The organism is Demequina zhanjiangensis (genome assembly GCF_030418315.1).
Taxonomy (GTDB): Bacteria; Actinomycetota; Actinomycetes; order Actinomycetales; family Demequinaceae; genus Demequina; species Demequina zhanjiangensis.
Genome location: NZ_JAUHPV010000004.1, coordinates 254,178 through 280,328, shown reverse-complemented (window position 1 = coordinate 280,328; position 26,151 = coordinate 254,178). Strand labels below are relative to the sequence as shown.

Sequence of the window (26,151 nt, the reverse complement as noted above, 5' to 3'; positions counted from 1 at the left end):
ACCGGGATCGACGCGGCGGCGAGCCTTGCGACAATGGTGCGCATGACCGTCGACTCCCCCGCCGTGCGCACGCTGACGCGCGCCGAGTGGGAGCCGCTCGCCGCCGCTCACGCCTCATCGGCCGACACACTGACGGCTGGCCGACGTGAACGCGCCTCCCGTGGCGAGCGTCACGCGATCGAGGACTTCCTCTACGAGTACTACTCGACCAAGCCCGCCCAGCTCGCCCGCTGGCACCCTGGCGTCGGTATCGCCCTGGAGGCGGCCGACGCGCATGCAGGCTGGCGCTTCTATCGCACCGACGACGGGCTCACCCGGATGGACGTCGACGCCTTCATGGAGGCGCGCGGCGGGATGGTCGACTACGTGGCCGCACTGCTCGCCCGCACTGCGGGGCGGCCCGCCTCGTTCGGCTGCTTCGGGCTGCACGAGTGGGCGATGGTCTACCGGATGGACGAGGACGATCGCCGCCACCCGCTCCCCTTGCGGTTGGGCGCCTCCGGGACCGATGCCGTGGTCGAGTCGCACCCGATTCGCTGCTCGCACTTCGACGCCTTCCGGTTCTTCACGCCCGAGGCCGCACCGCTGAACGAGCTCCAGCCCACGCGGGAGAGCGTGCCCGCCATGGAGCAGCCCGGCTGCCTCCACGGGAACATGGACCTCTACAAGTGGGCGATGAAGCTTGCGCCCGCGGTGCCGTCAGCGGTGACGCTCGACGCGTTCAGGCTCGCGCTCGACGTGCGTCAGGTGGACATGCAGGCGTCGCCCTACGACGTTTCTTCGTACGGCCTCGAGCCGATCGCGATCGAGACCCCTGTCGGCAAGCGCGAGTACGTGGAGCGCCAGCGGGAGTTCTCGGAGCGGGGCGGCGTCCTGCGCGAGCGGCTGCTCGGCGCGATCAGTGCGCTGCGTGCGGCTGCGACTGCATAGAGTCGCCCACCAGCTCCAGCAGCTCGGGTGCGCCGACGTTCGCGCCGAACGCAGGCGTGCCCGGCTGCAGGTGGCGACCCTGCGCGAGACCCCCGATCGGTACGGGGTCGAAGCCGAGCGAGTCGACCAGGTGCCCCACCGTCGTCACGTCGGCCTGCACGTCGCCCGCGAGCGCGATGGCGCGTCGGCCGTCTGACCCTGCAGGCAGGGGTCCGTCCTCGAGGTCGTGGTAGCCCATGTGGTTGAACCCCTTGACGACGCGGGCGCCTGCGAGGTGGCGCGCGACGATCTCGGACGACGAGGTGGCCGGGTCGGTGAGGTCGTCGCGGATGCCGTCGACCTCCCACCAGTAGTTCATGGCGTCGACGACGAGCGTGTCGTGGAACAGGTCGGCGGGAAGCACGTGGTGCTTGCCGAGCGGGAGCGCGAGGATGACGACGTCGGACTCGGCGACCGCCTCGTCGGCCGTGGCGACGCGTGCACCCGGCACCAGCACCTCGATGGTGAGCGCGATCCGCTCGGGGTCCCCCGAGCCGGCGACCACCACGTCGTACCCGGCGGCCACCGCGAGGCGCGCCAGGACCGTGCCGAGCTTGCCGGCGCCCAGGATCCCGACGGTGCGGATCTGCGCGTGGGCCGTCACTTGGCACCGTCCGCAAGCAGCTCGCGCACGCGCGGGAACACCTCGGTGCCCAGCAGCTCGACGGCACGCATGCGGGTGGACGCGGGAACCGCGCCGCCGCCGGTGTACACCAGGTCGAAGCGGCCGACGCCGAGCCCGCCGATCGCGGCCGCCATCTTCTTCGCGACGGTCTCGGGGGATCCGACGTACAGCGAGCCGTACTCCACCTCGGCGTCGAACTGGGCGCGCTGCAGGGGCGGCCAGCCGCGGCTGGAACCGATGCGGTCCATCATCGCCTTGTAGCCGGGGTAGTAGGACTCGCGCGCCTCCTCGTCGGTCGCGGCCACGAAGCCGTGGCTATGCATGCCGACGGGGTGGGCGGTGGTGCCGAACTGGTCGGTCGCGCGCTGGTACAGGTCGATGTACGGCGCGAAGCGGCCCGGGTCGCCGCCGATGATGGCGAGCATGAGACGGAAGCCGTAGCGGGCGGTGCGAACGACGGACTCGGGCGAGCCGCCGACGCCGACCCACGTCTTGAGGGCGCCGGAGTCGGTCTTGGGGAACACATCGGCCTCGTGGAGCGACGCGCGGGTGGTGCCCTCCCAGGTGACGGGCTGCTCGGTCAGGAGCTCCGAGAAGAGGCCCAGCTTCTCCTCGAACAGCACCTCGTAGTCCTGGAGGTCGTAGCCGAACAGCGGGAAGGACTCAGTGAAGGAGCCGCGGCCCAGGATCACCTCGGCGCGGCCGCTCGAGACGGCGTCGAGGGTGGAGAAGCGCTGGAAGACGCGCACCGGGTCGTCGGAGGACAAGACGGTGACGGCGGAGCCGAGGCTCACCTTCTCGGTGCGGGACGCGATTGCGGAGAGCACCATCTCGGGCGAGGAGATGGCGAAGTCGGACCGGTGGTGCTCCCCCAGCGCGACGGCGTCGATCCCGATCTGGTCCGCGAGCGCGGCCTCGTCCACCACCTGGCGGATCGACGCGGCGTGCGACATCGGCTCGCCGGAGTCGTGCAGCGGCAGGTCGCCGAAGGTCTCGATGCCGAACTGGACGTCGGACGCGGGGATGCTCATGGTGGCGGGGCCCTCCAAGGTGACGCGATTACTTGATTTCTCATGTAATGAGCGTCTGGAAGGGCCGCGATATTCCTGGGCTCCACCCCTCGTTCCGCCTTGGCTCGGCCCGCATGACCGCCGCGCACGCTACGCACGGGACAATGGACGCGATGACTTCCACCGACGCGCCCCTGATCGCCCGCATGCCCGACTTCGTGAAGGGCGTCGAACCCGACCCCGACGCGCTGTACGAGGCGTTCGCCGAGTGGGCCGCCGAGGACGGGCTGCCCTTGTACCCGCATCAGGACGAGGCGCTCATGGAGATCGTCTCCGGGTCGCACGTCATCCTCGCCACCCCCACCGGGTCCGGGAAGTCGCTCGTGGCCGCGGGGGCGCACTTCGCGGCGCTCGCCGACTACCGCGCGGGCGTGGGCGGACGCACCTTCTACACGGCACCGCTCAAGGCCTTGGTGAGCGAGAAGTTCTTCGCGCTGATCGACCTCTTCGGGTCGGAGAACGTCGGCCTTATGACGGGCGACTCCGCCGTCAACCCGGACGCTCCGATCATCTGCTGCACCGCCGAGATCCTGGCGAACCTCGCCTTGCGCGACGGCAACGCGACCGACGCCGCGCTCGTCGTCATGGACGAGTTCCACTTCTACTCCGACCCGCAGCGCGGCTGGGCATGGCAGGTGCCGCTGCTCGAGCTGCCCGACACTCAGTTCGTGCTGATGTCAGCCACGCTCGGCGACACGTCCTGGCTGGTCGAGGACCTCAAGTCGCGCTCCGACCGCGACGTCGCCGAAGTGACCACCGCAGAACGGCCCGTGCCCCTCAGCTTCGAGTACATCGTCGAACCGCTGCCCGAGGTGGTCGAGCGCATCGTCGAGACGGGCAAGGCCCCCGTCTACATCGTCCACTTCACGCAGAAGGACGCCGTGGAGCGGGCGCAGGCGCTGCTGAGCATGAAGGTGTCCTCCAAGGAGGAGAAGGCACGCATCGCCGACGCGCTCGACGGCGTCCGCTTCGGCACTGGCTTCGGCAAGACGCTCAGCAAGTTCCTGCGCGCAGGCGTTGGCGTCCACCACGCCGGCATGCTCCCCAAGTACCGGCGGATCGTCGAGCGCCTCACACAGCAGGGGCTCCTCAGGGTCGTGTGCGGCACCGACACCCTGGGCGTCGGCATCAACGTCCCCATCCGCACCGTCCTGCTCACCTCGCTCGTGAAGTACGACGGCGAGCGCATGCGCCACCTCACCGCGCGCGAGTTCCACCAGATCGCCGGGCGCGCGGGCCGCGCAGGGTTCGACACCGAGGGCGACGTGCTCGCGATGGCACCCGAGCACGTCATCGAGAACCGCAAGGCGCTGCTCAAGGCCGGGGACGACCCGAAGAAGCGCAAGAAGATCGTCCGCAAGAGCGCACCGGCCGGCTCCGTGAACTGGACCGACGCGACGTTCGAGCGACTCCGCGACGCCGAGCCCGAGGCGCTCGTCAGCCGGTTCTCCGTCACCCACGCGATGGTGCTGAACATCCTGTCGCGCGGCCTGCCCAACCCGTGGCTGGACCGCGAGGCGGAGGACCCGGTGCTCGCCATGAAGCACCTGCTCGAGTCCGTGCACGAGACCGATACGCAGAAGTCGGCACACGTCCGGCAGGCGCTGCGGATCTACCGCTCGCTCCGCGTCGCCGGGGTCGTAGAGAAGGTGCGGGTGCCCGACGCGTCGCGGCCGAGCGGCTGGCGCCCCTCCGTGAAGCTCACGGTCGACGTGCCCAAGGGCTTCGCGCTCAACCAGCCCCTCTCGCCGTTCGCGCTCGCCGCGATGGACCTTCTCAACGTGGACGCGCCCGACCACGCGCTCGACGTCGTCTCCGTCATCGAGTCGACGCTGTCCGACCCCCGCCAGCTGCTCATCGCACAGCAGAACCAGGCGCGTGGCGAGGCGATCGCCGCCATGAAGGCCGACGGCATCGAGTACGAGGAGCGCATGGAGCTCATGGAGGAGATCACGTGGCCTCAGCCGCTCGCCGACCTCCTCGAGCCCGCGTTCGTGACGTATAAGCGCGCGAATCCCTGGATCCTCGACGCAGAACTGTCACCGAAGTCGATCGTGCGGGACATGCTCGAGAAGGCCATGTCCTTCGGCGACCTCATCTCCGCCTACGGGCTCGAGCGCACCGAGGGCGTCGTCCTGCGCTACCTCGCCGAGGCCTACCGCGCCATGCGCCAGACGGTCCCCGAGGAGCACCGCACCGACGACGTGGTCGCGATCACCGAGTGGCTCGGCGGCATCGTCCGGTCCACCGACTCGTCGCTGCTCGACGAGTGGGAACGGCTCATGAACCCCGACGCCGTCATCGCCGACGACGCCGACCCCGCCTCGGTCCCGGCGCTCGGCTCCGACTCGGGACCGGCCCGCCCGATGACCGGCAACCCGCGCGTGCTGCGCCGGCTCGTGCGCAACGCGATGTTCCGCCGCGTGGAGCTCGCCGCGCGGGAGGACTACGCCGCTCTTGGGGCTCTGGATGGCAGCTCCGGCTGGAACGCCGATGCCTGGCGCGACGCCCTGGACCCGCTGTTCGAGGCCCAAGGGGACGACGCGATCGGCATCGGCCCCGACGCCCGCTCCGCCGCGCTGCTCACGTTCGTGGAGCCTGGAGGCGATCACTCGGCTGGGCATGCGCTCGCAGCCCTGGCGGTCACACGCGACGCCTCGCTGCCCGAGGGCACCTGGGTCGTGCGCCAGGTGATCGACGACCGCGACGGCGACCACGACTGGGCAATCATCGCGCTCGTGGATCTGGACGCCTCGGACGAGGCGGGCGCGCCGGTGCTGAAACTCCTCCACGTGGGCCCGCAGTAGCCCACCCAAGCGGGTCGCTCACCGCCGCCCTGCCACCCGCCCCCACCGTTCCGGGTACGTGAGTGCCTGTAATGAGAAGTGCGTGCATCTGACGGGTAGCTGAGTGCCCGAGGGCGTGACTCAGGCGGGATTGGCAGCGCTTCTCTCGCACTAGCCTGCAGTCATGAGCAGCGCTTCGGACCCGCGGTGGAGAACCATCGAGAAGTGCACGCCGATCCTCGAGGAGACGTTCCGTCCCCGCGGCGTCATTCGCGTGCGCTGGGTGGCGAGTTTTCCGACTAATGGGAGCGCGAGCGCATGGCTCTGCGTCACGACAGACGCGGAGCGTGACGCGATGCGAACTGATCCGCATGTCGGCGACGGTGTCCGAGAGACGCTGCTGGCTCAAGGCTTCCCCGCACGTGACGCAGCAAAATCGGGAGCTTGGATCGAGTCCCAGGAGACCGTTGACCGAGACTTCGACTCAAGTTGGTTCCACGCGATGCGCTAGCGCAACGGCCACGACGCCGTCTGAACCGACCGGGTGGATTGGCAACTAGCGGGCTTGCCCAGAGGTGTCGCAATCCCAGACGAACTGCACGCAGTCAAGGGGCAAGATAGTCCGGAGACTACGGCAGCGCAGTCGCCCCGCCCGCTGTCAGCTCTAGATGGTTCGCAGTGGGAGATGCGGTCCGAATTGCTTCTTCGAGGTGGATCGCCAGGAGCGCGACTCCAGGCGAGACGGCACCAGAGCCGGGCTGGCCTCCGACTCCCGCTTCCATCCCCGACGCTTCGAGACGCCCTACCTGTTGCGCCAGATCTGACAGCACGCATGACAGGGGCCAGGCACGGGAGGCCAATACGTCGACGATGACGAGCGCGTCGTCGCGGTCGCGGACCAACTCAAGGTCAGGGTCGAGCGCACTGGCGATCGCAGCGATGAGTTCGTCATCGGTGCGAGACATGGTTCAAGTATGCGCACTTGGCCGGACGGACGAGCCTGGTACACGACACGTAGCGGGCGGATTGGCAAATCGCGGGTTGCCGACGCACGTGGTCTCCGCGCTCGGTGGATGACGCAACCGAACTGGCAATCAAATCGATTCCACGTCACAAACCCGCCGCTGCTGGACACTACTCAGCATGGGGGTACCTGCAGCGAGCGACGCCGACGAGTGGGAGCGAGCATGCGCTGGTGACGGCGAGGCGCTCGGCGCGCTCTTCGATCGCCACAGCGCTCGAGTGTTTCGCCACGCCCTGTACCTCCTCAAGCATCGTCAGGATGCCGAAGATGCGACAGCCACAGCGTTCCTTGAGTTGTGGCGAAGGCGGAGCCAAGTGCGACTTGTCGAGGACTCGGTGCTGCCGTGGCTGCTCGCGACCACGACGAACGCCTGCCGCAACCTCGCTCGGTCCACGCGGAGGTACCGGACGCTCATCGACGCACTGCCCCGGAGTGAGGCTCTACCTTCCGCTGACGAGGCCCTGGCTACAGAGTCCTCAGAGCTGCTCGAGCACATCGACCCGGACGTTGCGGCAGCGATTCGCCGTTTGCCCGCGACGTCTGCCTGCCTCCTCGCTCTGACCGCCCTGGAAGGCATGTCGTCAGCGGCGGCCGCCGAAGCGGTGGGCATCACTCCTGCTGCGGCGCGCAAGCGCCTCTCTCGGGCACGTTCTGAGGTGCGCGCTTCCCTCGGCCGGACGGCCCCACTCGATGATCTGAAGGAGGCACGGCATGGCTGACACACTCGACCCCGTCTTCGCTGCCGGGCTGCGCAGTGCACTCGTCGACACGTCGAACGGTGCGAAGCGCCCACAGCGAGCATGGTGGCGCCGAAGCTGGGTAGTCGCCGGGCTTTCCTTCGCCCTCCTGGCTGGAGCGGGCGGGGCCACAGCAACGCTGGCCGGAATCCCCGGAGGGGAAGTCTCCACCACGCTCGGCGCGACGGTCAGCACGACCGGCGTCGGCGATGGACGCCTGTACCTGGGGGAAGCGCCTGATGGCGCCGACGCAGTCGAGTACACATTCACGCCCCTCACCGGAGGGACCTTCGCTCTTGGCGCGGGCGGCACCCGCTTCCTCTACACGGACAAGGAGGCAGCCGACTACCAAGCGCCGGGGGGTGACCAACTCCCTCTCGGCGTAGTGGTCGACGGCTACCTCTCGGTCACCACCACGACCGCCGACGCGGCGTGGTCGCTTACGGCGGCCTACGTGTCGAACGAGTCCGTACCGCTCGCCACCAACGCACGCGGTGAGACGTATGGAACGGTGGCCTATGGTGCAGACCCGGACCTCATCGCTGCAATGGCGACGAACGGCTTGTTCGGCTATGTCCGCCGCGAGGACCTGCAGGCCGTGTACGGTCCAGAGCCGACATCGCCAGCCGAAGCCCTGGAGCGGCAACAGGAGCCTGGCTACGGCATCGGAGACATCCCCGTCTACCAGAGCGACGGCGTCACCGTCATCGGCGAGTTCGAAGTCGGCTGAGACTGCGCGGGAAGAGGCGGCTCCGCGCTCGGCTCGGCAACTAGGCGCGAATCCGCGAGCATCTCACGGGAGTAGCGTGCCTTCTGGGGCGACCGCGGATGCGGACTACTTCGCTCCGAGGGGGATACGAATGAGCGTCAACAGATGGGCCGTGCGCGCCGTCGTCGTGGCGTCGGCAGCCGTGTGCCTCGCAGCATGCTCGGACGGATCGGACGCACGGATCCCCGAGGTGGCCGAAGCCGAGTCGCTCATCGCACGGGCGTACGACGCGCGCGAAGACACCGCGGCATTGTGCGATCTGAGCTCGTCGCTAGGGAACTGCAAGGCACTGCTCCAAGGTGCAGGCACCGCACCCACCGCCGAGCCCGAAGTCGTCTGCACCCAGCCATACGAGGGCCACGACAGCTACACGCCGGGCCTCCTGGTGAGAACCGTCACCGTCGACGACTCCGGGCTAGCCGTCACCCACGACACGGTTGCGATCGACACCCCAGGCGGCGCGAGGCTGATGAACGTCGTCTACTGGGAACCGTGGGGCGTCTCGGACGGCAACACCACCGAGGACACCGTCGAGTTCGACTGCTGACCGCAGCGCCTCACGCCCCTGACCGCCTCAGGCCACCCGCGCCGCGCTGAGCGCCGACCGAACCTCCGGCAACACCTCGGTCGCAAGCAGCTCGATGGACCGCAGGGTCTGCGCCTGACCGAGTCCGCCGAGCCCCACCTGTGCGAGGAAACGCGTGTGGCCGAGCACCTCGTGCTCCCACAGGATCTTGTCGACGATCTCCGCCGGGCTGCCGGCGAAGAGCGCCCCTTGGGGTGAGGCCCAGGCCTCGAAGCCTGCGTGGTCCAGCCGTCCGGCACGAGGCATGTTCTGCGCGATGTACGAGGAGTAATGCGGGTAGAAGGTGTCGCGCGCACCCTGCGAGGTCTTCTCCACGTAGAAGTGCGAGGTGACGCCGACGCGGTTCGGCTCGCGCCCCGCCTGAGCGGCGGCCCGCTGGTAGAGCTCGACGAACGGCGCGAAGCGCGCGGGCTCACCCAAGATCGCGAGATACAGCGGCAGGCCGAGCACTCCCGCGCGCACCACCGACGCGGGGGTCCCGCCCACGGCGAGCCACACCGGCAGCTTCTCCTGGAACGGTCGGGGCCACACGCCCGCGCCCCTCAGCGGCGCACGCGTGGACCCCTCCCACGTCACGGACTCCTGGTCGCGGATCGCAAGCAGCAGATCCAGACGGTCCTCGAAGTACTCGTCGTAGCGCTCGAGCTCCTGCCCGAACAGAGGGAACGACTCGGTGTACGCGCCGCGCCCCGCGGTGATCTCGGCGCGCCCGCCCGAGAGCTGGTCGAGCGTCGCGAAGTCCTCGTGGATCCGCACCGGGTCGGAGCTGGACAGCACCGTGACGGTGCTGGTGAGGCGGATCTGCTCGGTCTGGGCTGCGGCGGCGGCGAGCACCATCTGGGGCGACGACACCGCGAAGTCCTCACGGTGATGCTCGCCGACCCCGAACACGTCGAGCCCCGCCTGGTCGGCGACGCGCGCCCATTCGAGCAGGTCCTTCAGCCGGGTCGCGGGCGCGATCGGCCTCCCATCGGCGTCGCGGGTGAGCTCGCCGAAGGTGAAGATGCCGATCTCGAACGGGTTGTCGAGCGACATCACGCGTCCTGCGACTGCAGCTCTGGCACGGCGGCGAGGAACTCGCGCACGTCGGCGAGCTCGGCCGCGTCGATCCCGTGAGCGAGTCCGGGGTAGACGCGCGCCTGCAGTGCGGAGTGCTCCGGGAGGAACTCGGCGGTCCGGTCGACGGCGCCGGGCGCGATGACCAGGTCGTCGGCGCCGCGGCCCCAGAAGACGGGCTTGGCTGCGTCACGCAGCGCCGTGTCACCGGGCTGTGGGTGCCCCAGCACGAAGCCCCCGAGGACGACGGCCGCAGGGACCCGCTCGGGCCGCGAGCGCAGGAGCTGGCTCGCCATGAGCCCGCCCTGCGAGAAGCCGAGAGGGACGACGGGGGTGTCAGCCCCCAGGTTGGCGTCCACCCAGGCCCAGATCGCGTCGGTCGCGGCCTCGACTGGTGCAGCGTCGGGGTTGCCGGGGCGCGTGATGGGGAACCAGGCTGCGCCGGCACCGGCGGGAACCGGTGCACGGAGCGAGGCCCAGCGTCGACCCCACCCGACGTGCGGGACGAGGCCGACGAGGTCGCGCTCGTGCGAGCCGAAGCCGTGCAGGAGCAGGAGGACCGGCGAGCGGTCGTCGGCGCCAGCAGCGTCGGACGACCGGATCGCCTCGGTGATGGCCGTCATCGAGCCATCAGCTCGTCGGTGGTGACGTCGGGCAGCGCGAGCGTGACGTTCGTGCCCCACGGGTCCTTGACGGAGACGGAGCGGCCGTCGGCGTCGAAGTCGATCTTCTTGTCGCGCAGGCGGACGGTGAGCGCGTCCAGGTCCTCGCGCGTCGGCAGGGTGATGGAGACGTCGCCCAGGCCCAGGCTGGCCGCGCGCGGGCCCGCTCCCCTGCTGTTCCACGTGTTCATCGCGATGTGGTGGTGGTAGCCGCCGGCCGACGCGAAGAGCGCGCCCGGGTAGTCGGCCTGGGTGGTCTCGAAGCCGAGCGAGTCGACGTAGAACGCCTTGGCGGTCGCCACGTCGCCCACCTGCAGGTGGACGTGGCCGACGGTGCCGGCGAGCGACGGACCCGCGGCCACGGTCTCCTCGGTGAGGTGCTTCTGGAGGTAGGCGTTCGGGTCCAGGTAGATGGTGTCCATCGCGATCTGGTTGCCGCTGCGGCGCCACGTCTCGCGGGGGCGGTCGGTGTAGAGCTCGACGCCGTTGCCCTCGGGGTCGGTGAAGTAGAAGGCCTCGCTGACCAGGTGGTCGCTCGAGCCGGCGAAGCGGCTGCGGGGGTCCTGCGCGGCGCGGTAGACGGTCGCGGAGAGGCTCTCCGGGGTGTCGAACAGGAAGGCGGTGTGGAACAGGCCGGCCTGGCGGGGGTCGACGCCGGGGAGGTCGGGCGTGTGGATCAGGCGGACGAGCGGAGTCGTGCCGCGACCGAGGACGCGGTGAACCTCGCGGCCGCGGGTCGCCTCCTCGAGCGCCTCCATGGCGAAGGCCTGCGTGTAGTAGCTGGACATCTCCTCGAGGTCGCCGACACGGAGGGTGACGGCGCCCATGGTGGTGTCTGCGGAGAGGATCTGATCGGTGGTGGTCTGGTTCGTCATGATGCGGGTCCTTCGTGTCTCTCGCGCCCGGTGCGGGCGCCTCTGGTGACGAACATACATCAATTTGGTTGTACCTACAAGTATCTATCGCAGACACTGCTCGACAGGCCGCGCGAACAGGGACGACGCCCGTGCCGGGTCTAGTCTCGACACCAGACCCACGAAAGGATCCACCATGGCAGAGCCGACCGGCACCGCACGCCTGGCAGTCCTGATCGACGCCGACAACGCGGGAGCCAAGCACCTCGAGCGCCTGCTCGCCGAGATCGCCAAGTACGGCACCGCCGGCGTTCGCCGCGCCTACGGCGACTGGACCTCCACCCAGCTCGGATCCTGGAAGGCGACGCTCCTCGAGCACTCCGTCCAGCCGATCCAGCAGTTCAGCTACACCACAGGCAAGAACGCCACCGACAGCGCACTCATCATCGACGCCATGGACCTGCTGCACTCCGGCAACCTCGACGGCTTCTGCCTCGTCTCCAGCGACAGCGACTTCACCCGCCTCGCCGCGCGCATCCGCGAACAGGGCCTCACCGTCTACGGCTTCGGCGAGCGCAAGACCCCCAAGCCGTTCGTCGCCGCGTGCGACACCTTCATCTACGTCGAGAACCTCGAGACCCCCACCGCTCCCCCCAAGGAGAGCGCGTCGTCGTCCCTCAAGAACGACAAGGCGCTCACCAAGTTGCTCACCGAGGCAGTCGAGGCTGCCGGAGGGGACGACGGCTGGGCTCAGTTGGGCACCGTCGGCAGCAACCTGTCGCGGCTCGCTTCCGACTTCGACTCCCGCACCTGGGGATACAGCAAGCTCACCGACCTGATGAAGGCGCACCCCGACTATCAGGTCGAGTCGCGCTCTGCGGGCGAGGGCAAGTCGCCGAACGCGTATGTGCGCCGGAAGCAGACCGGGCGGCGCTGAGCAACCCGGAAGCGTGCGAAGCGGCGCGAGAGCGACGCTCAGTGACCCGCAACGAGCGGAAGCGGCGCGAAAGCGACGCTGAGCGACCCGCTTCGGAGGGGTCAGGCGACGGGGTCGCCCGGCTCCAGGCCCAGGCTGAGCATCAGCTCGCGCACACGCCCGTCGATCTCCTTGAGTTGATCCTCGGTGTCGGCGGGCGCGATCGCCCAGTCCTCGTAGCGTCGACCGGGGAAGTACGGGCACGTGTCGCCGCAGCCCATGGTGACGACGACGTCGGCCGCCTTGATCCTGTCGTCCGTCCAGGGCTTGGGGTACTCGTGCGAGATGTCGATGCCGTGCGCGGCCATCGCGGCGACTGCCTTCGCGTTGAGCTGGTCGGCAGGCTCGGAGCCGCCGGACCACGCGACTGCGCGGTCTCCCGCGTAGTGCAGGAACAGGCCCAGGGCCATCTGGGACTTCCCGCCGTTCTTCACGCACAGGAACAGCACTGCGGGCTTGTCGCTCATCGTCGGACTCCTCTCGGGCCGCGCCGGTCCGAGGGCAAGACGGGCGTCGGCGGCTTCTGCCGCACAGCCTGCCATGCGCAGGTGGACGGCAGGTGAACCTGGCGAGCCCGGCGGCGCTGAGTGACCCGCGAGGAGCCGAACCGGCGCGAAAGCGACGGTGGGTGACCCGCAACCTGCGAGACCGGCGCGAAAGCGACGGTCAGTGACCCGCAACGCGCCGAACCGGCGCGAAAGCGACGGTGAGCGACCCGCTTCGCTAGGGGCCGGGGGTCAGCCGGTAGACCAGCCCGGCGTGATCGTCGGTCACGTACACCGACCCGTCCGGGCCGACTACCGGCATCACCGGCCGACCCCACCGCGCACCGCCATCGTCCTGGAAACCCGTCATCAGGTACTGCGCCGCGCCGAGCGTCGCCGTCGCGTCATCCCAGGGAGCGAAGGCGACGTAGGGCTCCTGCGGCGGGGTGCGGTTCCACGATCCATGCGCGCCGACGAGCGCACCGGCGCCGAGCACGTCGGCAAGCGCGGTGTCGTGCGTGAAGGTCATCCCGAGCGGCGCACTGTGCGCGGGCAGCCCCACCTGCGTGGCCGGCAGGGCGCCGCAGTCGAGCCGCGAGCCGTCGGCGTTGAACTCCGCGTCCGGCACGTACGGCACGTCGGTGACGCCATCCCGCGAATCAGGGACGCACAGCGGCCAGCCCAGGTCGATGCCGTCGGTAAGGCGCGTCAGCTGCTCCACCGGGTTGTCGTTCACGAACTCGGTGAATACCTCGCCGAAGCGCCCCGAGTCGTCCTGGAACGGGTACGGCAGGTTATCCATCTGGTTCACGGCGACGAACAAGGTGCCGTCGGGCGCGAAGTCGAGCGCGAAGCCGTTGCGGACCCCTCGTGCGAAGACACGGTTCCCTGAGCCATCGAGCCCCACGGCCCCGACGGCGGCCCGCTCGGGGTTCGCCTCGCGCTCCGCCGGCTCGCGATTGGAGCGCGAACCGAGGCTGTAGTACACGGTGCCCTCCGAGATCGCGACCGCCTTCGCCCCGTGGCCGTTCGACGGCAGCCCGTCGAGGATCACGCGCGGGTTAGAGGCGACCCCCGCGGCGTAGTCGTACGCGACCAGCCGGTCCGACTCGCCGACCACGAGGGTCGCCCCGTCATCCGTGAACGCAAGGCCCTGCGGGCTGCGGAGCCCGTCCAGCATGACCGACGACGCAGGCGCCTCACCCCCCTGACCCGGCGTCAGCACGTGGACGACGCCGAAGTCACCCGAGGAGACAAGCAACCGACCGTCCGGGGTCCAGGCGGCAAGTCGCGCATCCGGGATGGCCGTCCACACCTCGGCGCTCCAGCCCTCGGGGAGGTTCACCGACCGCCCCTGCGCGGGCCCGGGGTCGACGCCGTCGGCGACCGTCAGCGGCACGGAGGCGAGCTCACCGATCGCCATCGGCGCTGGCGCGGCGGACTGCGACTCCGACGGCGCTGCGGTGACCACTGGCTCGGTCGGGGCGCTGGTCGAAGGCGTCGGCGCTGGCTCGTCAGGCGTGCACGCGGTAAGGGCCAGCGCCGCGACAGCCGCCACGGCGGCGAACTGCGCGCGGCGAGGAACTCGAATGGCGGGGACCATGCCTGCACGATAGGCACACGTCAAGCGCGCAGACCAGGCCCGACGCAGGATCGCACGACACGCCGGGCGGCCCGGCGAGCACAAGGCCGGCGCAAGGAAGCAGCCGTGCGGCGTGCCCCGGTCAGCGCTCGGAGCGTGCAGGCCGCGCCGTCGAGGACCTGACCACGAGGTCGAACTCGACGGGCGCGAGCGTCGGTTCCGATGCGTCGCCGTCCATCATGCGCATCACCGCCTCCGCCGCGGCCTTGCCCTGCCGCTCGGGATACTGCGCGACGGTCGTGAGGCCGAAGAACTCGGCGAGCCCGTGCCCATCGATGCCGACGATCGAGAGGTCCTGCGGCACACGCACGCCCAGATCCCGGGCAGCGAGGAGCGCGCCGATCGCCATCTCGTCGGACGCGGCGACGATCGCGGTGGGCACGTGGTCGGGGTCGGCGAACATGCGCTTGGCGGAGGCGTAGCCGGATTCGATCGTGAAGTCGGTCGGGTGGAACAGCTGCGGATCGACGGGGATGCCCGCTGCGTTGAGAGCGGCCTCGTAGCCCTGCCTGCGGTTGGACGGCACGTGGAAGTCACGCTCGGTGGCCGGGTCGCCCCCGAGGTGCGCGATGGTGCGGTGCCCGAGCGCGATCAGGTGCGAGGTCGCGAGCCGGGCGACGGCCACGTCGTCGATCGCGACGGACGGGCTGCCGGGCAGCGGTCCACCCACCCCCACGACGGGCTTGCCGACGGCGCGCAGCAGCCCCAGCTCGTCATCGGTGAGCTCAAGGCTGACGGCGATCACGGCGTCGACTCGCTTGCGCGCGAGCGACCGCTCGAACACTCCCCTGCGCTCGTCGCCCGAGCCCATGAGGTTGTAGAGCGTGACGTCGTAGCCGTGTGCGGTGAGCTCGGCCTGGGCGCCCTCGATCACGGCCGTGTAGAACCAGTGGGAGAGGAACGGCACGACGACGCCGACGTTCGCAGTCTTGCCGCTCGCCAGTCCGGAGGCGTTCGCAGAGACCGCATATCCGAGCTCGCGCGCGGCTTCCCTGACCCGCTCCTGGGTGCGCGGCGACACCGACCCCCGTCCGCTGAGCGCGCGGGAGACGGTCGCGTTGGAGACTCCCGCCAGGCGGGCGACGTCGCCGATGTCAGGCATCACGCCTCCCCTCCTGGTCTGGTCGCCCAGCCTAGTGGCCGACGCTCGCCGCACCCTGGCGCCAGAGCTGGCCCGGTCCCGACGGCGCGGTCAGCGCCGCAGCCACACGGTCGCGTCGGGCGGGAGCACGTCCGCGACGGGGGCCGACGCGAGCAGCACCTCCTCAGTGCCGAGCGGCACCGGAGCGTCAGAGAAGTTGGTGACGACGAGCGCGTCGCCGCACTCGAACGCGAGCACGCCGGGCTCCGAGTCCGCCCACAGCAGCTCGCCGGTCGCGAGCCCGAGCTCCTTGCGCAGCGAGAGCGCCGAGCGGTACATCTCGAGCGTGGAGCCGTGCTGACCGCGCTGGGCGTGGCGGGCCAGGTCAGCCCAGTCCTCGGGCTGAGGCAGCCAGGACTCGCCCGCGTGGCTGAACCCGAAGGACGGCTCGTCGGCGGTCCACGGCAGCGGCACGCGGCAGCCGTCGCGGCCGTAGCGCTCGCCCTCGGTGCGGAACCAGGTGGGGTCCTGGCGCGCGTCGTCCGGGATGTAGACGTGCTCGGGCAGGCCGAGCTCCTCGCCCTGGTACAGGTAGGCGGAGCCGGGCAGGGCGAGCATGAGCAGGCTCGCGGCGCGGGCGCGGCGGAGTCCGAGCTCGGGGATGGGCAGGCCCGGCGAGTCGGGCCCGATGCCGTGGCCCTGCGGGTTCTCGGCGGTGAGCGCGAGGCGGCTCGCGTGGCGGACGACGTCGTGGTTGGACAGCACCCAGGTGCTCGGCGCGCCCACCGCGGAGAACTCGCGGAGCGACTCGGTGATGACGCGGCGCTGGTCGTCGGCGTCCCACTCGGCGGCGAGGTAGGCGAAGTTGAAGGCCTGGTGCATCTCGTCGGGCCGCACCCACTTGGCCATGCGGGACAGCGGGTGGATCCATGCCTCGGCGGCCAGGATGCGGTCGCGCCCGTACTCCTCGACCACCTGACGCCAGCGGCGCCAGATGTCGTGCACGCCCTCCTGGCCGAAGTAGGGGGTGGGGGCGTCGTCGTCGCCTCCCATGGAGCCGCCCTCGGGGTCGACGTCGTGGTCGGGCAGCCCGTCCTGCTTCACGAGCCCGTGGGCCACGTCCACGCGGAAGCCGTCGACTCCCATGTCGAGCCAGAAGCGGAGGATGTCGTCGAAGTCGCGGCGCACGTCCTCGTTGGACCAGTCAAGGTCGGGCTGCGAGCTGTCGAACAGGTGCAGGTACCACTGGCCGGGGGTGCCGTCGGCCTCAGTGATGCGGGTCCAGGCGGGGCCGCCGAAGACGGACTGCCAGTTGTTGGGCGGCTCGTCGCCGTTCACGCCGCGCCCGTCGCGGAAGAGGTAGCGGGCGCGCTCGGGCGAGCCGGGCTCGGCCGCGAGGGCGGCCTGGAACCAGCGGTGCTCGTCGGAGGTGTGGTTCGGGACGATGTCCACGATGACCTTGAGCTCCAGCTGGTGCGCCTGGGAGATGAGCTCCCTCGCGTCATCGAGCGTGCCGAACAGGGGGTCCACGTCGGTGAAGTCGGAGACGTCGTAGCCGCCGTCGCGCTGCGGCGAGGCATAGAACGGGGAGAGCCAGATCGCGTCGGCCCCAAGCTCCGCGATGCTGTCCAGGCGCTGGACGATGCCGGGCAGGTCGCCGACGCCGTCACCGTTGCCGTCCGCGAAGGAGCGCGGGTAGATCTGGTAGATCACCGCGGTGCGCCACCACTCGGTGGAGATGCCAGTGGTGCGGGCCTCGTCGATCGCGGTCATGGACTTCCCCTTTGAGGTGCTGCGCGTGCGGGGTGGCGCCCGGGAGACGCCGGCCTCGGGGTCGAGACGTTCACGACCCGAACAGGAATGTAAACGCTTCCAACGTCCCTTGGCAAGCCACATTTGCTGGAACTTTGCGGCGATCTCGCCCGTTGGTGCGCAGTCCGAGCACGACGGATCGAGATCGTGATGTAAACGTTTCCTTATCCGCCAACCGCCGAGCGTGCTGCCTGCGCTCAGACGTCGACCCGCACGCCCTTCTCGAACGACTCGACGATCGCCTCGGCGAGCTCCAGCGCGCGACGCCCGGCGCGCGCATGCACGGGAGGCTCCTCCCCCGCCCTGAACGCCGCGAGGATCGCGTCCACATGGCGATCGAAGGTGTAGACGAACGTGCGCGCCTCATCGTTGAAGTAGCCCGGTTCCCACACCTGTCGCGTCTCCTCGCCCGCCTTCTGGAGCGTGAGCCGCTTCACCGTGTCCTGGACCAGCAACCGGCCTTCAGTGCCGTTGACCTCGATGTACTGGGTGTCCGGATAGGCGTAGGACGAGTCGTAGGAACCGACCAGCGAGCCGACCGCCCGGTTCGCGAACTCCACCGCGACCGCGAGCGTCGTGTAGAAGCCGGCATTCGTCTTGTCCGTCGCCTGAGCCATGACGGAACGGATCGGGCCCGCGAGATGCTCGAGCATGTCCAGCCCATGGCACTGCGTCTCCACCAGGTTCGCGAACGGTTCGGTGCCGAAGTTCGGCTCGCCTCCGAACCTCCACGTCACGAACACGATGTCGCCCAGTTCCCCCGCGTCGATAGCCGCCTTGGCACGCAGCACCGGCTCGCCGTAGCGGTGGTTGAAGTTGAGCGCTACGAACAGGTCCCGCTCCTCCGCGGCGGCGATGATCGCGTCTGCCTGGGCCATGCGGAACACGAGGGGCTTCTCCAGCAGGAGCGGGACGCCGCGCTCGATCAGATGCATGGTCGGCTCGTAGTGCGCCTCGTTCGGCAGCGCGAGCGTCACCATGTCCGGCCGCTCCACGTCGAGCATCGTGTCCAGGTCGGTGTAGCCACGGGTCCCCCACTGCGCGGCCATCGCGTCGGCCTTCTCCTGCCGCCGCCCCACGACCGCCACCAGCTCGGTGTCCGGCCTGCGCGAGAAGATGCGGGCGTGCTCGCCGCCCCACCAGCCTGTGCCGACCACCGCGATCCGCAGCCTGTCCTCCATGACGCGCCTCCCTCGCGGCGCCTCGCCGTCGAGGCGCCTACGGCAAGCCTGCTCCTTCTGGGCCCGCCGCGAAAGCGGAGGCGCCGCGTCGGGCCGACATGACGGCGCCCGCGCCCGCGATGGTGACGAGCGCGATGCCGACCACCACGCCCCACGTGAGCGCCTGATCCAGCAGCACGAGCCCGGCCAGCGCGGCCACGGCGGGCGCGAGCGCCATGAGCACGCCGAACGTCTCCGCCTTCATGTGCCGCAGCGCGGAGATCTCGATGCCATACGGGATCGCCGAGGACAGGACCGCCACCGCGAAGCCGAGCGCCAGCACGTGCGGCTGCAGCAGCGTCGTCCCGGTGACCGCGAGCGCGAACGGCATGGTGACGAGCGCGCCGAGGGACATGGCTGCGGCGAGCCCCGTCACGCCGGGCAGCGCGGCGCCCGCGGACCTTGCCATGAGGATGTACACGGCCCAGAGAACCGCTGCCGCGGCGGCGAACAGGACACCCAGCAGATCCAGGTCATGCGCGGTGCCGCCGAGCAGCAGCACGCCCGCGGCCGCGGTGACGGCCCAGAGGACGCCGCGGAGGCTGCGGCTCGCGACCACGCTCAGGGCGAGCGGGCCGAGCACCTCGATCGTGACGGCGATGCCGAGCGGGATCCGGTCGATCGCCAGGTAGAAGACGACGTTCATGGCCGCGAGCGACAGGCCGTAGCCCACGAGGATCTGCCAATGCGCGAGCACTCCGGCGCGCAGGCCGCGCCACGCGAGCGGCACGAGCACGACGGCGGAGAACAGCAGGCGCAGCGCGACCATGCCGATCGGCCCCGCCGTGGGGAACACGAGCACCGCGACCGATGCGCCCGCCTCCTGGCAGACGAGGCCGAGCAGGACCGCGAACGGCGCCACCGTCGCGGCATTCACGCGCCCGGGCATCCTCAGCCTGCCTGGACCGGTCGGTCGACGATCGACGTCTCGCCAGGGACGACGGCGATCGCACCCTGGGTGAGCGAGGCCACGTCGGCCTGTAGGACGGGCACGTCCTCGGGGCTCGCGTGCACGGTCAGGTGGGCCGAGGCGACGTAGGTCGGCTCGTCGAGGACGGCGGCGTGGGAGCCGGCCCACTGGTGCAGGAAGGACAGGACGCGGCCCGCGTCGGCGTGGGGCACCTCCATGACGCAGCGCGTCAGGGGCACCCTCTCGACGACGGTGGCGCGGTCAAGCGCCTCGGAGACGGCGCTGCCGTAGGCGCGGACCAGACCCCCGGCGCCGAGGAGGGTGCCGCCGAACCACCGGGTGACGACGGCCACCAGATCGGTGACCTGGCGGTGCCGCAGCACCTCGAGCATGGGCACGCCTGCGGTGCCGGCGGGCTCACCGTCGTCGTTCGACCGTTGCCGATCAGCATTGTCGCCCAGGATCAGCGCCGTGCAGTGGTGCCGCGCATCCCAGTGCTCCTTGCGGATCGCGGCGATGACGGCGTCGGCCTCCTCCATGGAGCCCACGGGCTCCAGGTGGGCCAGGAACACCGACTTCTTGATCTCCAGCGAGTGCTCGACCGGCGACGCGATGGTCGACGGGAGCGGCGAGGAGGTCACTGAGGCAGGGTATCGGCAGCAGGCATCGGGCCAGCGCCGCCCGTCGAGGCTCCCCCGGGCGAAGCCGACGCCGGGACTCCGTGGCGGAGGCTCAGGCGTCGACGGCGCGGGCGGCCCGCGCGGCGATGACCTCGTCCGCGTGCTCGTCGGCCCAGCCGTTGATGGAACGCATCACGGGGCAGAGGCTCTCGCCCAGCGAGGAGAGCTCGTACTCGACGCGAGGCGGCACCTCGGCGTAGACGGTGCGGTCCACGAGGCCCGACGCCTCGAGCCGCTTGAGGGTCTTGGACTGGAGCTGTGCGCTCATGCCTGTCATGTCGCGCACCTCTCCGAAGCGGCTGCGTCCCTGCTCGAGCGCGGTGACCGTGACGACGGTCCAGCGGTTGGCGAGCAGGTCCAGGATCTCGGCGAGGTCCTCATCATCCACGCGACATCGTGGGCTCTTCTGGTCGCTCATGACGCCTCCTTCCGGGGTCTTCTTCGTGGGTTGCTGAGCACAACAATACGTTCTCAAAACATATTTCGTCCAGATCGGGAATGAACCTCGCCGCTTCCGCCTTAGTACTCATTGTCATACCGACAACGCATCAGCGAACTGATGCAGAAGAACAGGAGTCAGACCATGTCCGCAGAAGTCGCATCCACCATCGGCGCCACCTACGTCCAGCCGTCGGCCACCCAGGCCCTCACCCCCGGCAACAAGGTCGCCGACCTCTACGCCACCAACATGGCAGGCCCGGTCGTCCAGCGCCTCACCGAGCGCACCTACTGGGTCGAGGCCTTCAACTACCAGACCATCTTCTACGTGGGCGACGACGCCGTCCTCCTGTTCGACGCACCCGAGGGCATCTCCCCGATGGTCGCCGGAGCGATCGCACAGGTCACCGACAAGCCCGTCACGCACGTCGTCTACTCGCACTACCACGCCGACCACATCGCGGACGTCGGCATCTTCGTGGACGCCGCCAAGGAGCGCGGACAGGAGCTGACCATCGTCGGCACCGCCAAGACCCTCGAGAAGATGCAGCTCGTCGGCAGCCAGTACCCGGTGCCCACCGAGGTGCTCGCCTGGCCGAACGCCCAGTTCACCTTCGAAGGCCTGACCGTCGAGGTCCACGGCTTCGAGTGGGCCGCGCACACCGACGACCACTCCGCATGGCTGCTCAAGGAGGAGGGCGTGGTCCACTCCCCCGACCTGATCAACCCCGACCAGCCCCCGTTCTGGCGCTTCGCCGGCAACGAGCGCTTCCTGTTCAGCGCCGAGAACCTCCGCCAGGTCCGTGACCTCGAGTGGACGTTCCTCTCCGGCGGCCACGGCAACGTCGGCTACCGCGAGGACATCGACTTCGACCTCGCGTTCATGGAGGACCTGGTCGCCGCCGTCGGCGAGTCCATGGGTCGCAACGACTTCATGAGCTTCATCGACCCGAACGCCAACGCCCACACCGGCTTCCTCGCCGCATGGATCGACAAGATCGCTACCGAGGCAGTCAACGCCCTCCGCCCCAAGTACGGGAACCTCTACGGATACGAGGACGCCACGAAGCCGAACGCCGAGATGGTCGCCTTCTCGATGTTCGAGCACCGCTGATCCAGCGCCACCCGGACGCGGCCGGGGCACCACACGCCCCGGCCGCCCCGGCGCCCAGACCTCCACCACCGTCGTCCCCGAACCCAGAAGGAGCACTCCCATGACCACCACAGACCAGACCACCACCCCGCTCCGCGCCCTCGTCACCGGCGCCGGGGCAGGCATCGGCGCCGCCTCCGCACGCTCGCTCGCGCGCAACGGCGCCAAGGTCCTCGTGACCGACATCAACCTCGAGGCCGCGCAGCGCACCGCCGACGAGATCACCGCTGCGGGCGGCGTCGCCATCGCAGCGGCGCTCGACGCGTCCAGCAACGACGATCACGTGGCCGCCGTCGCGCTCGCCGAGAAGGAGTTCGGCGGACTCGACATCGCCATCAACAACGCAGGCCTCACCATCCCGTCCACCCCCACCGCCGACGTCACCGACGCCCAGTGGCACAAGGTGATCGACGTGGACCTCACCGGCGCCTTCTACGGCGTCCGCGCCCAGATCCCCGCGCTCCAGCGCGCAGGCGGAGGCACGATCATCACCGTGTCGTCCATCGCCGGCGAGCGCGCCCTGGTCGGCATGTCCCCCTACTCCGCGGCCAAGCACGCCGTCGTCGGCCTCATGCAAACCGTCGCCTGGGAGTACGGCAAGGACGGCATCCGCGCCCTGTCCGTCGCCCCCGGCTTCATCGCCACCGGCATGGAGGCGAACCTGGACGACGAGACCGCGGCCTCCCTGCCCGGCCTCCACGCCCTCAACCGGCTCGGCCGCCCCGAAGAGGTCGGCGACGCGATCGCCTGGCTCGCCGGGCCGCAGGCCAGCTTCATCTCCGGCTCCTACATCCCGGTCGACGGAGGCCTCCTGGCCCGCTGACCCGGAACGCAGAGCGGGCGCGTGGACCAAGGTCCATGCGCCCGCTCTGTGCTGTGCGCCAGGTGGGTGCAAGCCGGCCTGAGCCCCGCCCCAGGGGCACTGGGATACCAGTCAGATGCACACACTTCTCAGAACGGGCACTGGCTTTCCCGACACAGTCGACGCGGGTGGCGAAGCGACGGTGGGTGACCCCGACAGGAGCGAAACGGCGCGAAAGCGACGGTGAGCGACCCGCTTCGAGGCGTCGGCTAGAGGCGGGCTTCCAGCTCCGGCTCGCCTGTCGCGTCGTCCGTGGCCGACGGCGCGAACGCCAGCAGCACGAGCACCACGCCGATGAGCGCGAGGCCCACCCAGCCGAGCGGCCCCAGCCGCTCCCCCACGACCACGAACGCGAGCACCGCCGCGACGGCAGGCTCGAGCAGCGTGATCGTGGTCGCGGTGGAGGCACCGACCTTCGCGAGGCCGAAGCCGAACAGCACGTAGCCCGCGAACATCGGCACGAGCGCCATGTAGGCCGCGACCGCGAACGCCTCCGAGGTCGCCACCAGTGGCGCGCCCGTCACGAGCAGCACGGGCATGAGCATCAGGCCGCCGAGGCCGAACACCGCCCCCATCGACGCGCCCCGAGACGAGCCCACCTGCATGAGCCGACGCGCGGCCCACGAGTAGGTGGCGTAGGTCGCGCCCGCGACGAGCCCGAGCAGCACGCCCCATACCGTGCCGTCGCCCGCCCCCGCATGCCCCTCGAGGTCCGAGGCGCTGAGCAGTGCGGCACCCACGACACCAAGCCCCGCGGCGACCATCCACGATCGCGTGAGCCGAGTCCCGTCGACCACCCGCTCCAGAAGCCCCGCCGCGAGGGGCGCGGAGGCGAGCGACACCGTCGTCCCGATGGCGACGCCTGCCAGATGCATGGACGAGTAGAAGGCCAACGGATAGACAGCGACCGCGAGCCCGCCGATCAGGACGACGCGCCAGTCGGCCCGCAGCCGCGCCCGGTCCCGACGCAGCGCCGGGACGGCGATCGCCGCCTGAAGCAGCCCACCGATGCCGAGCGCCGCCGCACCGATCGCAAGGGGTCCCGCGTCGGGCGCGAACGTCGCCGCCGTGCCCGTCGTCCCCCACAGGATCGACGTCAGCACCAAGGCACCGACGGCGAGGAGGCGAGGGTTCATGAGCAGCCGACTGTCGCGTCGGCCCTAGGCCTTGGGGGTGCCGCGGTTGGCGAGCTCGTCGGCCTTCTCGTTGCCCGGGTCGCCCGCGTGGCCCTTGACCCACACCCACGTGATGTCGTGACGCTGAAGCTGCTCGTCGAGCGCCTGCCACAGCTCCACGTTCTTCACCGGCTGCTTGTTGGACGTCTTCCAGCCGTTCTTCTTCCAGCCCTTCATCCAGGACTGGGCGCCGTTCTTCACGTACTGCGAGTCCACGTGAAGCGTGACGTCACAGCGACGATTCAGCGTCTTGAGCCCCTCGATGACCGCCATCAGCTCCATGCGGTTGTTCGTGGTGACCTTCTCGCCGCCGAAGAGCTCCTTCTCCTTGCCCGCCGCGCGCATCAGCACGCCCCAGCCACCCGGTCCCGGGTTGCCCTTGCAGGCGCCGTCGGTCCACATGTCGACCTTGGTCAGAGTCTCGTCAGCCACCCGCATACGGTACCGGGGACGACACGTCGGGCGGGCCTCGGACAGCGTCGGCGACCGCCAGGTACCCGGGGCGCGACCACCAGGTACCCGGACACGACAGAATGGTGCCTATGTCCCGCAAGCACGCCGCCGGTGGCAGCACGCCCGCGATCCACGCCCTCCTGGAGGCCGGGGTCGAGCACGGCGTGCACGAATACCACCACGACCCGTCGACCGAGCTGAGCTACGGCATGGAGGCGGCGACAGCGCTCGGCATCGAGCCCGAGCAGGTCTTCAAGACGCTGTGCGCGGAGGTCGACGGGCACCTCTCCGTCGGCATCGTGCCGGTGGACGGCAAGCTGGACCTCAAGGCGCTGGCCAAGGCGCTGGGCGGGAAGCGGGCCGAGATGGCGGAACCCAAGCACGCCGAGCGCGCCACCGGCTACGTGGTCGGAGGCATCTCGCCGCTCGGCCAGCGCACCGCGCTGCCCACGGCGATCGACGAGACCGTCGAGCTGTTCGACGAGGTGTACGTCTCCGGCGGCCGGCGCGGCCTGGACATCTCGCTCGCCCCTGCCGACCTGATCCGCCTGACCTCGGCCGTCGTCGCCGACATCGCGAAGGAGAGCTGATGGACCTTACACCCCCCGCAGCCGGCTGGGACCCCGCCGCCGCGATCGCCGAGGTGAAGGCCCGCATCCACGTCGCCGAGGCGTCGTGCGGGCGCGCCGGAGCGGGCGTCCGCCTGCTGGTCGCCACCAAGACGTTCGACGCCGACGCTGCACGCATGGTCGTCCAGGCCGGCGGCACGCTCGTGGGCGAGTCCCGCATGCAGGAGCTGGACGTCAAGGGGCCCGCGCTCGCCGAGGCGGGCGCGACGGTCCACGTGATCGGCCAGCTCCAGCGCAACAAGGCGCAGATCGCGGTCGAGCAGGCGATCTGCATCCAGACCGTCGAGTCGTTGCGGCTCGCCGAGCGACTCTCGCGCCTCGCGCTGGAACGTGAGAAGGACCTCGAGGTGATGATCCAGGTCAACGTCTCGGGCGAGGAGTCCAAGGCAGGCGTGAACCCGGACGAGGCGCTTGCGCTGGCCGTGGCCGTGCAGGCGCTTCCGATGCTGACCGTCACAGGATTCATGACGATCGGCCTCAACTCCCCCGACGAGGACGCGGTGCGCGCCGGCTACCGACGCCTGCGCGAGATCCGTGACACCGCGCTCATCGAATCCGAGCGCGGCAAGTACGACCTGCGGGACGCCTGGGAGCTGTCGATGGGCATGTCGGGCGACCTGGAATGGGCGATCGCCGAGGGCGCGACCATGGTCCGCGTCGGCACCGCGATCATGGGCGCGCGGCCCCCGCTCGACTAGCCAGGACCCCAGGTAAGCGAAGCCTCAACTACCTGGCACGCCGTGGCGCCACGGGCCTACTCTGCAGTCATGGCACGCGACACCCACCGGCCGGACATCTTCGCCGGCCCCGACGAGGAGGCCATGTCCTCCCGTCTCAACTGGCTCCGCGCAGGAGTCCTCGGCGCGAACGACGGCATCGTCTCGATCGCAGCGATGCTGGTCGGCGTCGCAGCCGCGACCACCGACCTCGCCGTGATCGTCACCGCAGCCGTCGCCGGTGTCGTCGGCGGCGCACTGTCCATGGGCGTCGGCGAGTTCGTGTCCGTCTCCGCCCAGCGCGACGCCGAGGAGGCGCTGCTGGACCGCGAGCGCATCTGGCAGAAGGCCCGCCCCGAGTGGGAGCGCGAGCAGCTGGTCCGTCTCAACATGGAGACCGGCATGAGCGAGGCCACCGCGCGCTCGGCCGCGACCGAGCAGATGGAGAAGGACCCGATCGGCATCCACGCGCGCATGCACCTGGGCGTGGATCCTGACGACCTCACGAGCCCGTGGGCGGCCGGCATCGCGTCGATCATCGCGTTCACCGTCGGCGGCCTGACCCCGCTCCTGACCACGACGCTGCCCCCGGCCGGCCTGCGCGTCCCGCTGACCTTCGTGCTGGTCATCGTCGCGCTGGCCATCACCGGCTACGCGTCAGCGACCATCGCGAAGTCGCCGCCGGTGAAGGCAGTCCTGCGCAACGTCACAGGCGGTGCCATCGCGATGGCCATCACCTACGGCATCGGCTCGTTCGTGGGCATCCACGTCTGACGCCGAC

Annotated in this window: 27 protein-coding genes; 11 read left to right on the top strand and 16 right to left on the bottom strand. The window is 70.1% G+C overall.

The features are described from left to right. Positions 1-42 precede the first annotated feature (42 nt). Positions 43-930 carry a 3-methyladenine DNA glycosylase gene (locus tag QQX04_RS08510; protein ID WP_301128155.1) on the top strand — a complete coding sequence of 296 codons (888 nt, stop codon included), beginning with the start codon at positions 43-45 and terminating at the stop codon, positions 928-930. Here QQX04_RS08510 and QQX04_RS08505 read toward each other — a convergent pair. Both QQX04_RS08505 and QQX04_RS08500 read right to left on the bottom strand, forming a co-directional pair. Continuing rightward, positions 899-1,573 carry an NADPH-dependent F420 reductase gene (locus QQX04_RS08505; protein WP_301128153.1) on the bottom strand — a complete coding sequence of 225 codons (675 nt, stop codon included), beginning with the start codon at positions 1,571-1,573 and terminating at the stop codon, positions 899-901. The two genes, QQX04_RS08510 and QQX04_RS08505, sit on opposite strands and share 32 nt — an antisense overlap. Further along, positions 1,570-2,625, bottom strand: coding sequence for an LLM class flavin-dependent oxidoreductase (locus tag QQX04_RS08500; protein ID WP_301128151.1), 1,056 nt, complete (start codon positions 2,623-2,625; stop codon positions 1,570-1,572). Before QQX04_RS08500 ends, QQX04_RS08505 begins: the two co-directional genes overlap by 4 nt. Positions 2,626-2,777: 152 nt before the next feature. On the opposite strand from QQX04_RS08500, the gene QQX04_RS08495 reads away from it, so the two are divergent. Further along, on the top strand, positions 2,778-5,471 hold the full coding sequence (locus tag QQX04_RS08495) for a DEAD/DEAH box helicase (RefSeq protein ID WP_301128149.1): 2,694 nt from the start codon (positions 2,778-2,780) through the stop codon (positions 5,469-5,471). A 608-nt stretch (positions 5,472-6,079) separates the two neighbouring features. Here the strand turns inward: QQX04_RS08495 and QQX04_RS08490 are convergent. After that, positions 6,080-6,415, bottom strand: a complete 336-nt coding sequence (locus tag QQX04_RS08490; RefSeq protein WP_301128147.1) for a hypothetical protein — start codon at positions 6,413-6,415, stop codon at positions 6,080-6,082. A gap of 178 nt (positions 6,416-6,593) precedes the next feature. Here QQX04_RS08490 and QQX04_RS08485 point away from each other — a divergent pair, with 178 nt between their 5' ends. The 3 genes from QQX04_RS08485 (at position 6,594) to QQX04_RS08475 (ending at position 8,527) form a co-directional block, all read left to right on the top strand. After that, on the top strand, positions 6,594-7,193 hold the full coding sequence (locus QQX04_RS08485) for an RNA polymerase sigma factor (RefSeq protein ID WP_301128145.1): 600 nt from the start codon (positions 6,594-6,596) through the stop codon (positions 7,191-7,193). After that, complete coding sequence (locus tag QQX04_RS08480; protein ID WP_301128143.1) at positions 7,186-7,941, top strand: hypothetical protein; 756 nt, start codon at positions 7,186-7,188, stop codon at positions 7,939-7,941. Before QQX04_RS08485 ends, QQX04_RS08480 begins: the two co-directional genes overlap by 8 nt. Before the next feature lie 130 nt (positions 7,942-8,071). Continuing rightward, positions 8,072-8,527 carry a hypothetical protein gene (locus QQX04_RS08475; RefSeq protein ID WP_301128141.1) on the top strand — a complete coding sequence of 152 codons (456 nt, stop codon included), beginning with the start codon at positions 8,072-8,074 and terminating at the stop codon, positions 8,525-8,527. Positions 8,528-8,554: 27 nt separating this feature from the next. On the opposite strand, the gene QQX04_RS08470 is transcribed toward QQX04_RS08475, so the two are convergent. From QQX04_RS08470 to QQX04_RS08460, 3 genes are read right to left on the bottom strand one after another with little or no spacing between them, the layout of a single operon-like run. Then, positions 8,555-9,601: an LLM class flavin-dependent oxidoreductase gene (locus QQX04_RS08470; RefSeq protein WP_301128139.1), complete on the bottom strand. Its 1,047-nt coding sequence runs from the start codon at positions 9,599-9,601 to the stop codon at positions 8,555-8,557. After that, positions 9,601-10,245 carry an alpha/beta hydrolase gene (locus QQX04_RS08465; RefSeq protein WP_301128137.1) on the bottom strand — a complete coding sequence of 215 codons (645 nt, stop codon included), beginning with the start codon at positions 10,243-10,245 and terminating at the stop codon, positions 9,601-9,603. Before QQX04_RS08465 ends, QQX04_RS08470 begins: the two co-directional genes overlap by 1 nt. After that, the gene (locus tag QQX04_RS08460) at positions 10,242-11,159 is read right to left on the bottom strand and encodes a VOC family protein (protein ID WP_301128135.1); all 918 of its coding nucleotides are present in this window, start codon (positions 11,157-11,159) and stop codon (positions 10,242-10,244) included. Before QQX04_RS08460 ends, QQX04_RS08465 begins: the two co-directional genes overlap by 4 nt. Before the next feature lie 175 nt (positions 11,160-11,334). Between QQX04_RS08460 and QQX04_RS08455 the strand changes: the two genes are divergently transcribed. Further along, the gene (locus QQX04_RS08455) at positions 11,335-12,075 is read left to right on the top strand and encodes an NYN domain-containing protein (RefSeq protein WP_301128133.1); all 741 of its coding nucleotides are present in this window, start codon (positions 11,335-11,337) and stop codon (positions 12,073-12,075) included. A gap of 101 nt (positions 12,076-12,176) precedes the next feature. Here the strand turns inward: QQX04_RS08455 and QQX04_RS08450 are convergent, their stop codons facing one another. From QQX04_RS08450 to QQX04_RS08415, 8 genes are all read right to left on the bottom strand, one after another. After that, on the bottom strand, positions 12,177-12,581 hold the full coding sequence (locus QQX04_RS08450) for an arsenate reductase/protein-tyrosine-phosphatase family protein (RefSeq protein ID WP_301128131.1): 405 nt from the start codon (positions 12,579-12,581) through the stop codon (positions 12,177-12,179). Positions 12,582-12,837: 256 nt separating this feature from the next. Further along, entirely contained in the window at positions 12,838-14,202 is a 1,365-nt protein-coding gene (locus QQX04_RS08445) for a PQQ-dependent sugar dehydrogenase (RefSeq protein ID WP_301128130.1), read from the bottom strand. Positions 14,203-14,323: 121 nt separating this feature from the next. Continuing rightward, positions 14,324-15,343, bottom strand: coding sequence for a LacI family DNA-binding transcriptional regulator (locus QQX04_RS08440; protein ID WP_301128128.1), 1,020 nt, complete (start codon positions 15,341-15,343; stop codon positions 14,324-14,326). A gap of 90 nt (positions 15,344-15,433) precedes the next feature. After that, positions 15,434-17,095, bottom strand: a complete 1,662-nt coding sequence (locus tag QQX04_RS08435) for a glycoside hydrolase family 13 protein (protein ID WP_301128127.1) — start codon at positions 17,093-17,095, stop codon at positions 15,434-15,436. 236 nt (positions 17,096-17,331) lie between these two features. After that, positions 17,332-18,315, bottom strand: coding sequence for a Gfo/Idh/MocA family protein (locus tag QQX04_RS08430; RefSeq protein WP_301128125.1), 984 nt, complete (start codon positions 18,313-18,315; stop codon positions 17,332-17,334). A gap of 37 nt (positions 18,316-18,352) precedes the next feature. After that, positions 18,353-19,231, bottom strand: a complete 879-nt coding sequence (locus QQX04_RS08425; RefSeq protein ID WP_301128123.1) for an EamA family transporter — start codon at positions 19,229-19,231, stop codon at positions 18,353-18,355. Between the two features lie 14 nt (positions 19,232-19,245). Then, positions 19,246-19,905 (bottom strand): YigZ family protein, encoded by a 660-nt coding sequence (locus QQX04_RS08420; protein WP_301128122.1) that lies wholly within the window; start codon positions 19,903-19,905, stop codon positions 19,246-19,248. 91 nt (positions 19,906-19,996) lie between these two features. Next, positions 19,997-20,362, bottom strand: coding sequence for a winged helix-turn-helix transcriptional regulator (locus QQX04_RS08415; RefSeq protein WP_301128120.1), 366 nt, complete (start codon positions 20,360-20,362; stop codon positions 19,997-19,999). A gap of 165 nt (positions 20,363-20,527) precedes the next feature. On the opposite strand from QQX04_RS08415, the gene QQX04_RS08410 reads away from it, so the two are divergent. Beyond that, the gene (locus tag QQX04_RS08410; protein ID WP_301128118.1) at positions 20,528-21,496 is read left to right on the top strand and encodes an MBL fold metallo-hydrolase; all 969 of its coding nucleotides are present in this window, start codon (positions 20,528-20,530) and stop codon (positions 21,494-21,496) included. A 100-nt stretch (positions 21,497-21,596) separates the two neighbouring features. Next, complete coding sequence (locus tag QQX04_RS08405; RefSeq protein WP_301128116.1) at positions 21,597-22,358, top strand: SDR family NAD(P)-dependent oxidoreductase; 762 nt, start codon at positions 21,597-21,599, stop codon at positions 22,356-22,358. Between the two features lie 248 nt (positions 22,359-22,606). On the opposite strand, the gene QQX04_RS08400 is transcribed toward QQX04_RS08405, so the two are convergent. Together QQX04_RS08400 and rnhA are read right to left on the bottom strand one after the other, a co-directional pair. Beyond that, the gene (locus tag QQX04_RS08400; protein ID WP_301128114.1) at positions 22,607-23,533 is read right to left on the bottom strand and encodes an EamA family transporter; all 927 of its coding nucleotides are present in this window, start codon (positions 23,531-23,533) and stop codon (positions 22,607-22,609) included. A 24-nt stretch (positions 23,534-23,557) separates the two neighbouring features. Beyond that, positions 23,558-24,010 carry a ribonuclease HI gene (rnhA, locus tag QQX04_RS08395; RefSeq protein WP_436968472.1) on the bottom strand — a complete coding sequence of 151 codons (453 nt, stop codon included), beginning with the start codon at positions 24,008-24,010 and terminating at the stop codon, positions 23,558-23,560. A gap of 104 nt (positions 24,011-24,114) precedes the next feature. On the opposite strand from rnhA, the gene ybaK reads away from it, so the two are divergent. From ybaK to QQX04_RS08380, 3 genes are all read left to right on the top strand, one after another. Next, positions 24,115-24,615: a Cys-tRNA(Pro) deacylase gene (gene ybaK / locus QQX04_RS08390; protein ID WP_301128112.1), complete on the top strand. Its 501-nt coding sequence runs from the start codon at positions 24,115-24,117 to the stop codon at positions 24,613-24,615. Further along, positions 24,615-25,352 (top strand): YggS family pyridoxal phosphate-dependent enzyme, encoded by a 738-nt coding sequence (locus tag QQX04_RS08385; protein ID WP_301128110.1) that lies wholly within the window; start codon positions 24,615-24,617, stop codon positions 25,350-25,352. Before ybaK ends, QQX04_RS08385 begins: the two co-directional genes overlap by 1 nt. A 69-nt stretch (positions 25,353-25,421) precedes the next feature. Beyond that, positions 25,422-26,144 carry a VIT1/CCC1 transporter family protein gene (locus QQX04_RS08380; RefSeq protein WP_301128108.1) on the top strand — a complete coding sequence of 241 codons (723 nt, stop codon included), beginning with the start codon at positions 25,422-25,424 and terminating at the stop codon, positions 26,142-26,144. Positions 26,145-26,151: the final 7 nt, after the last annotated feature.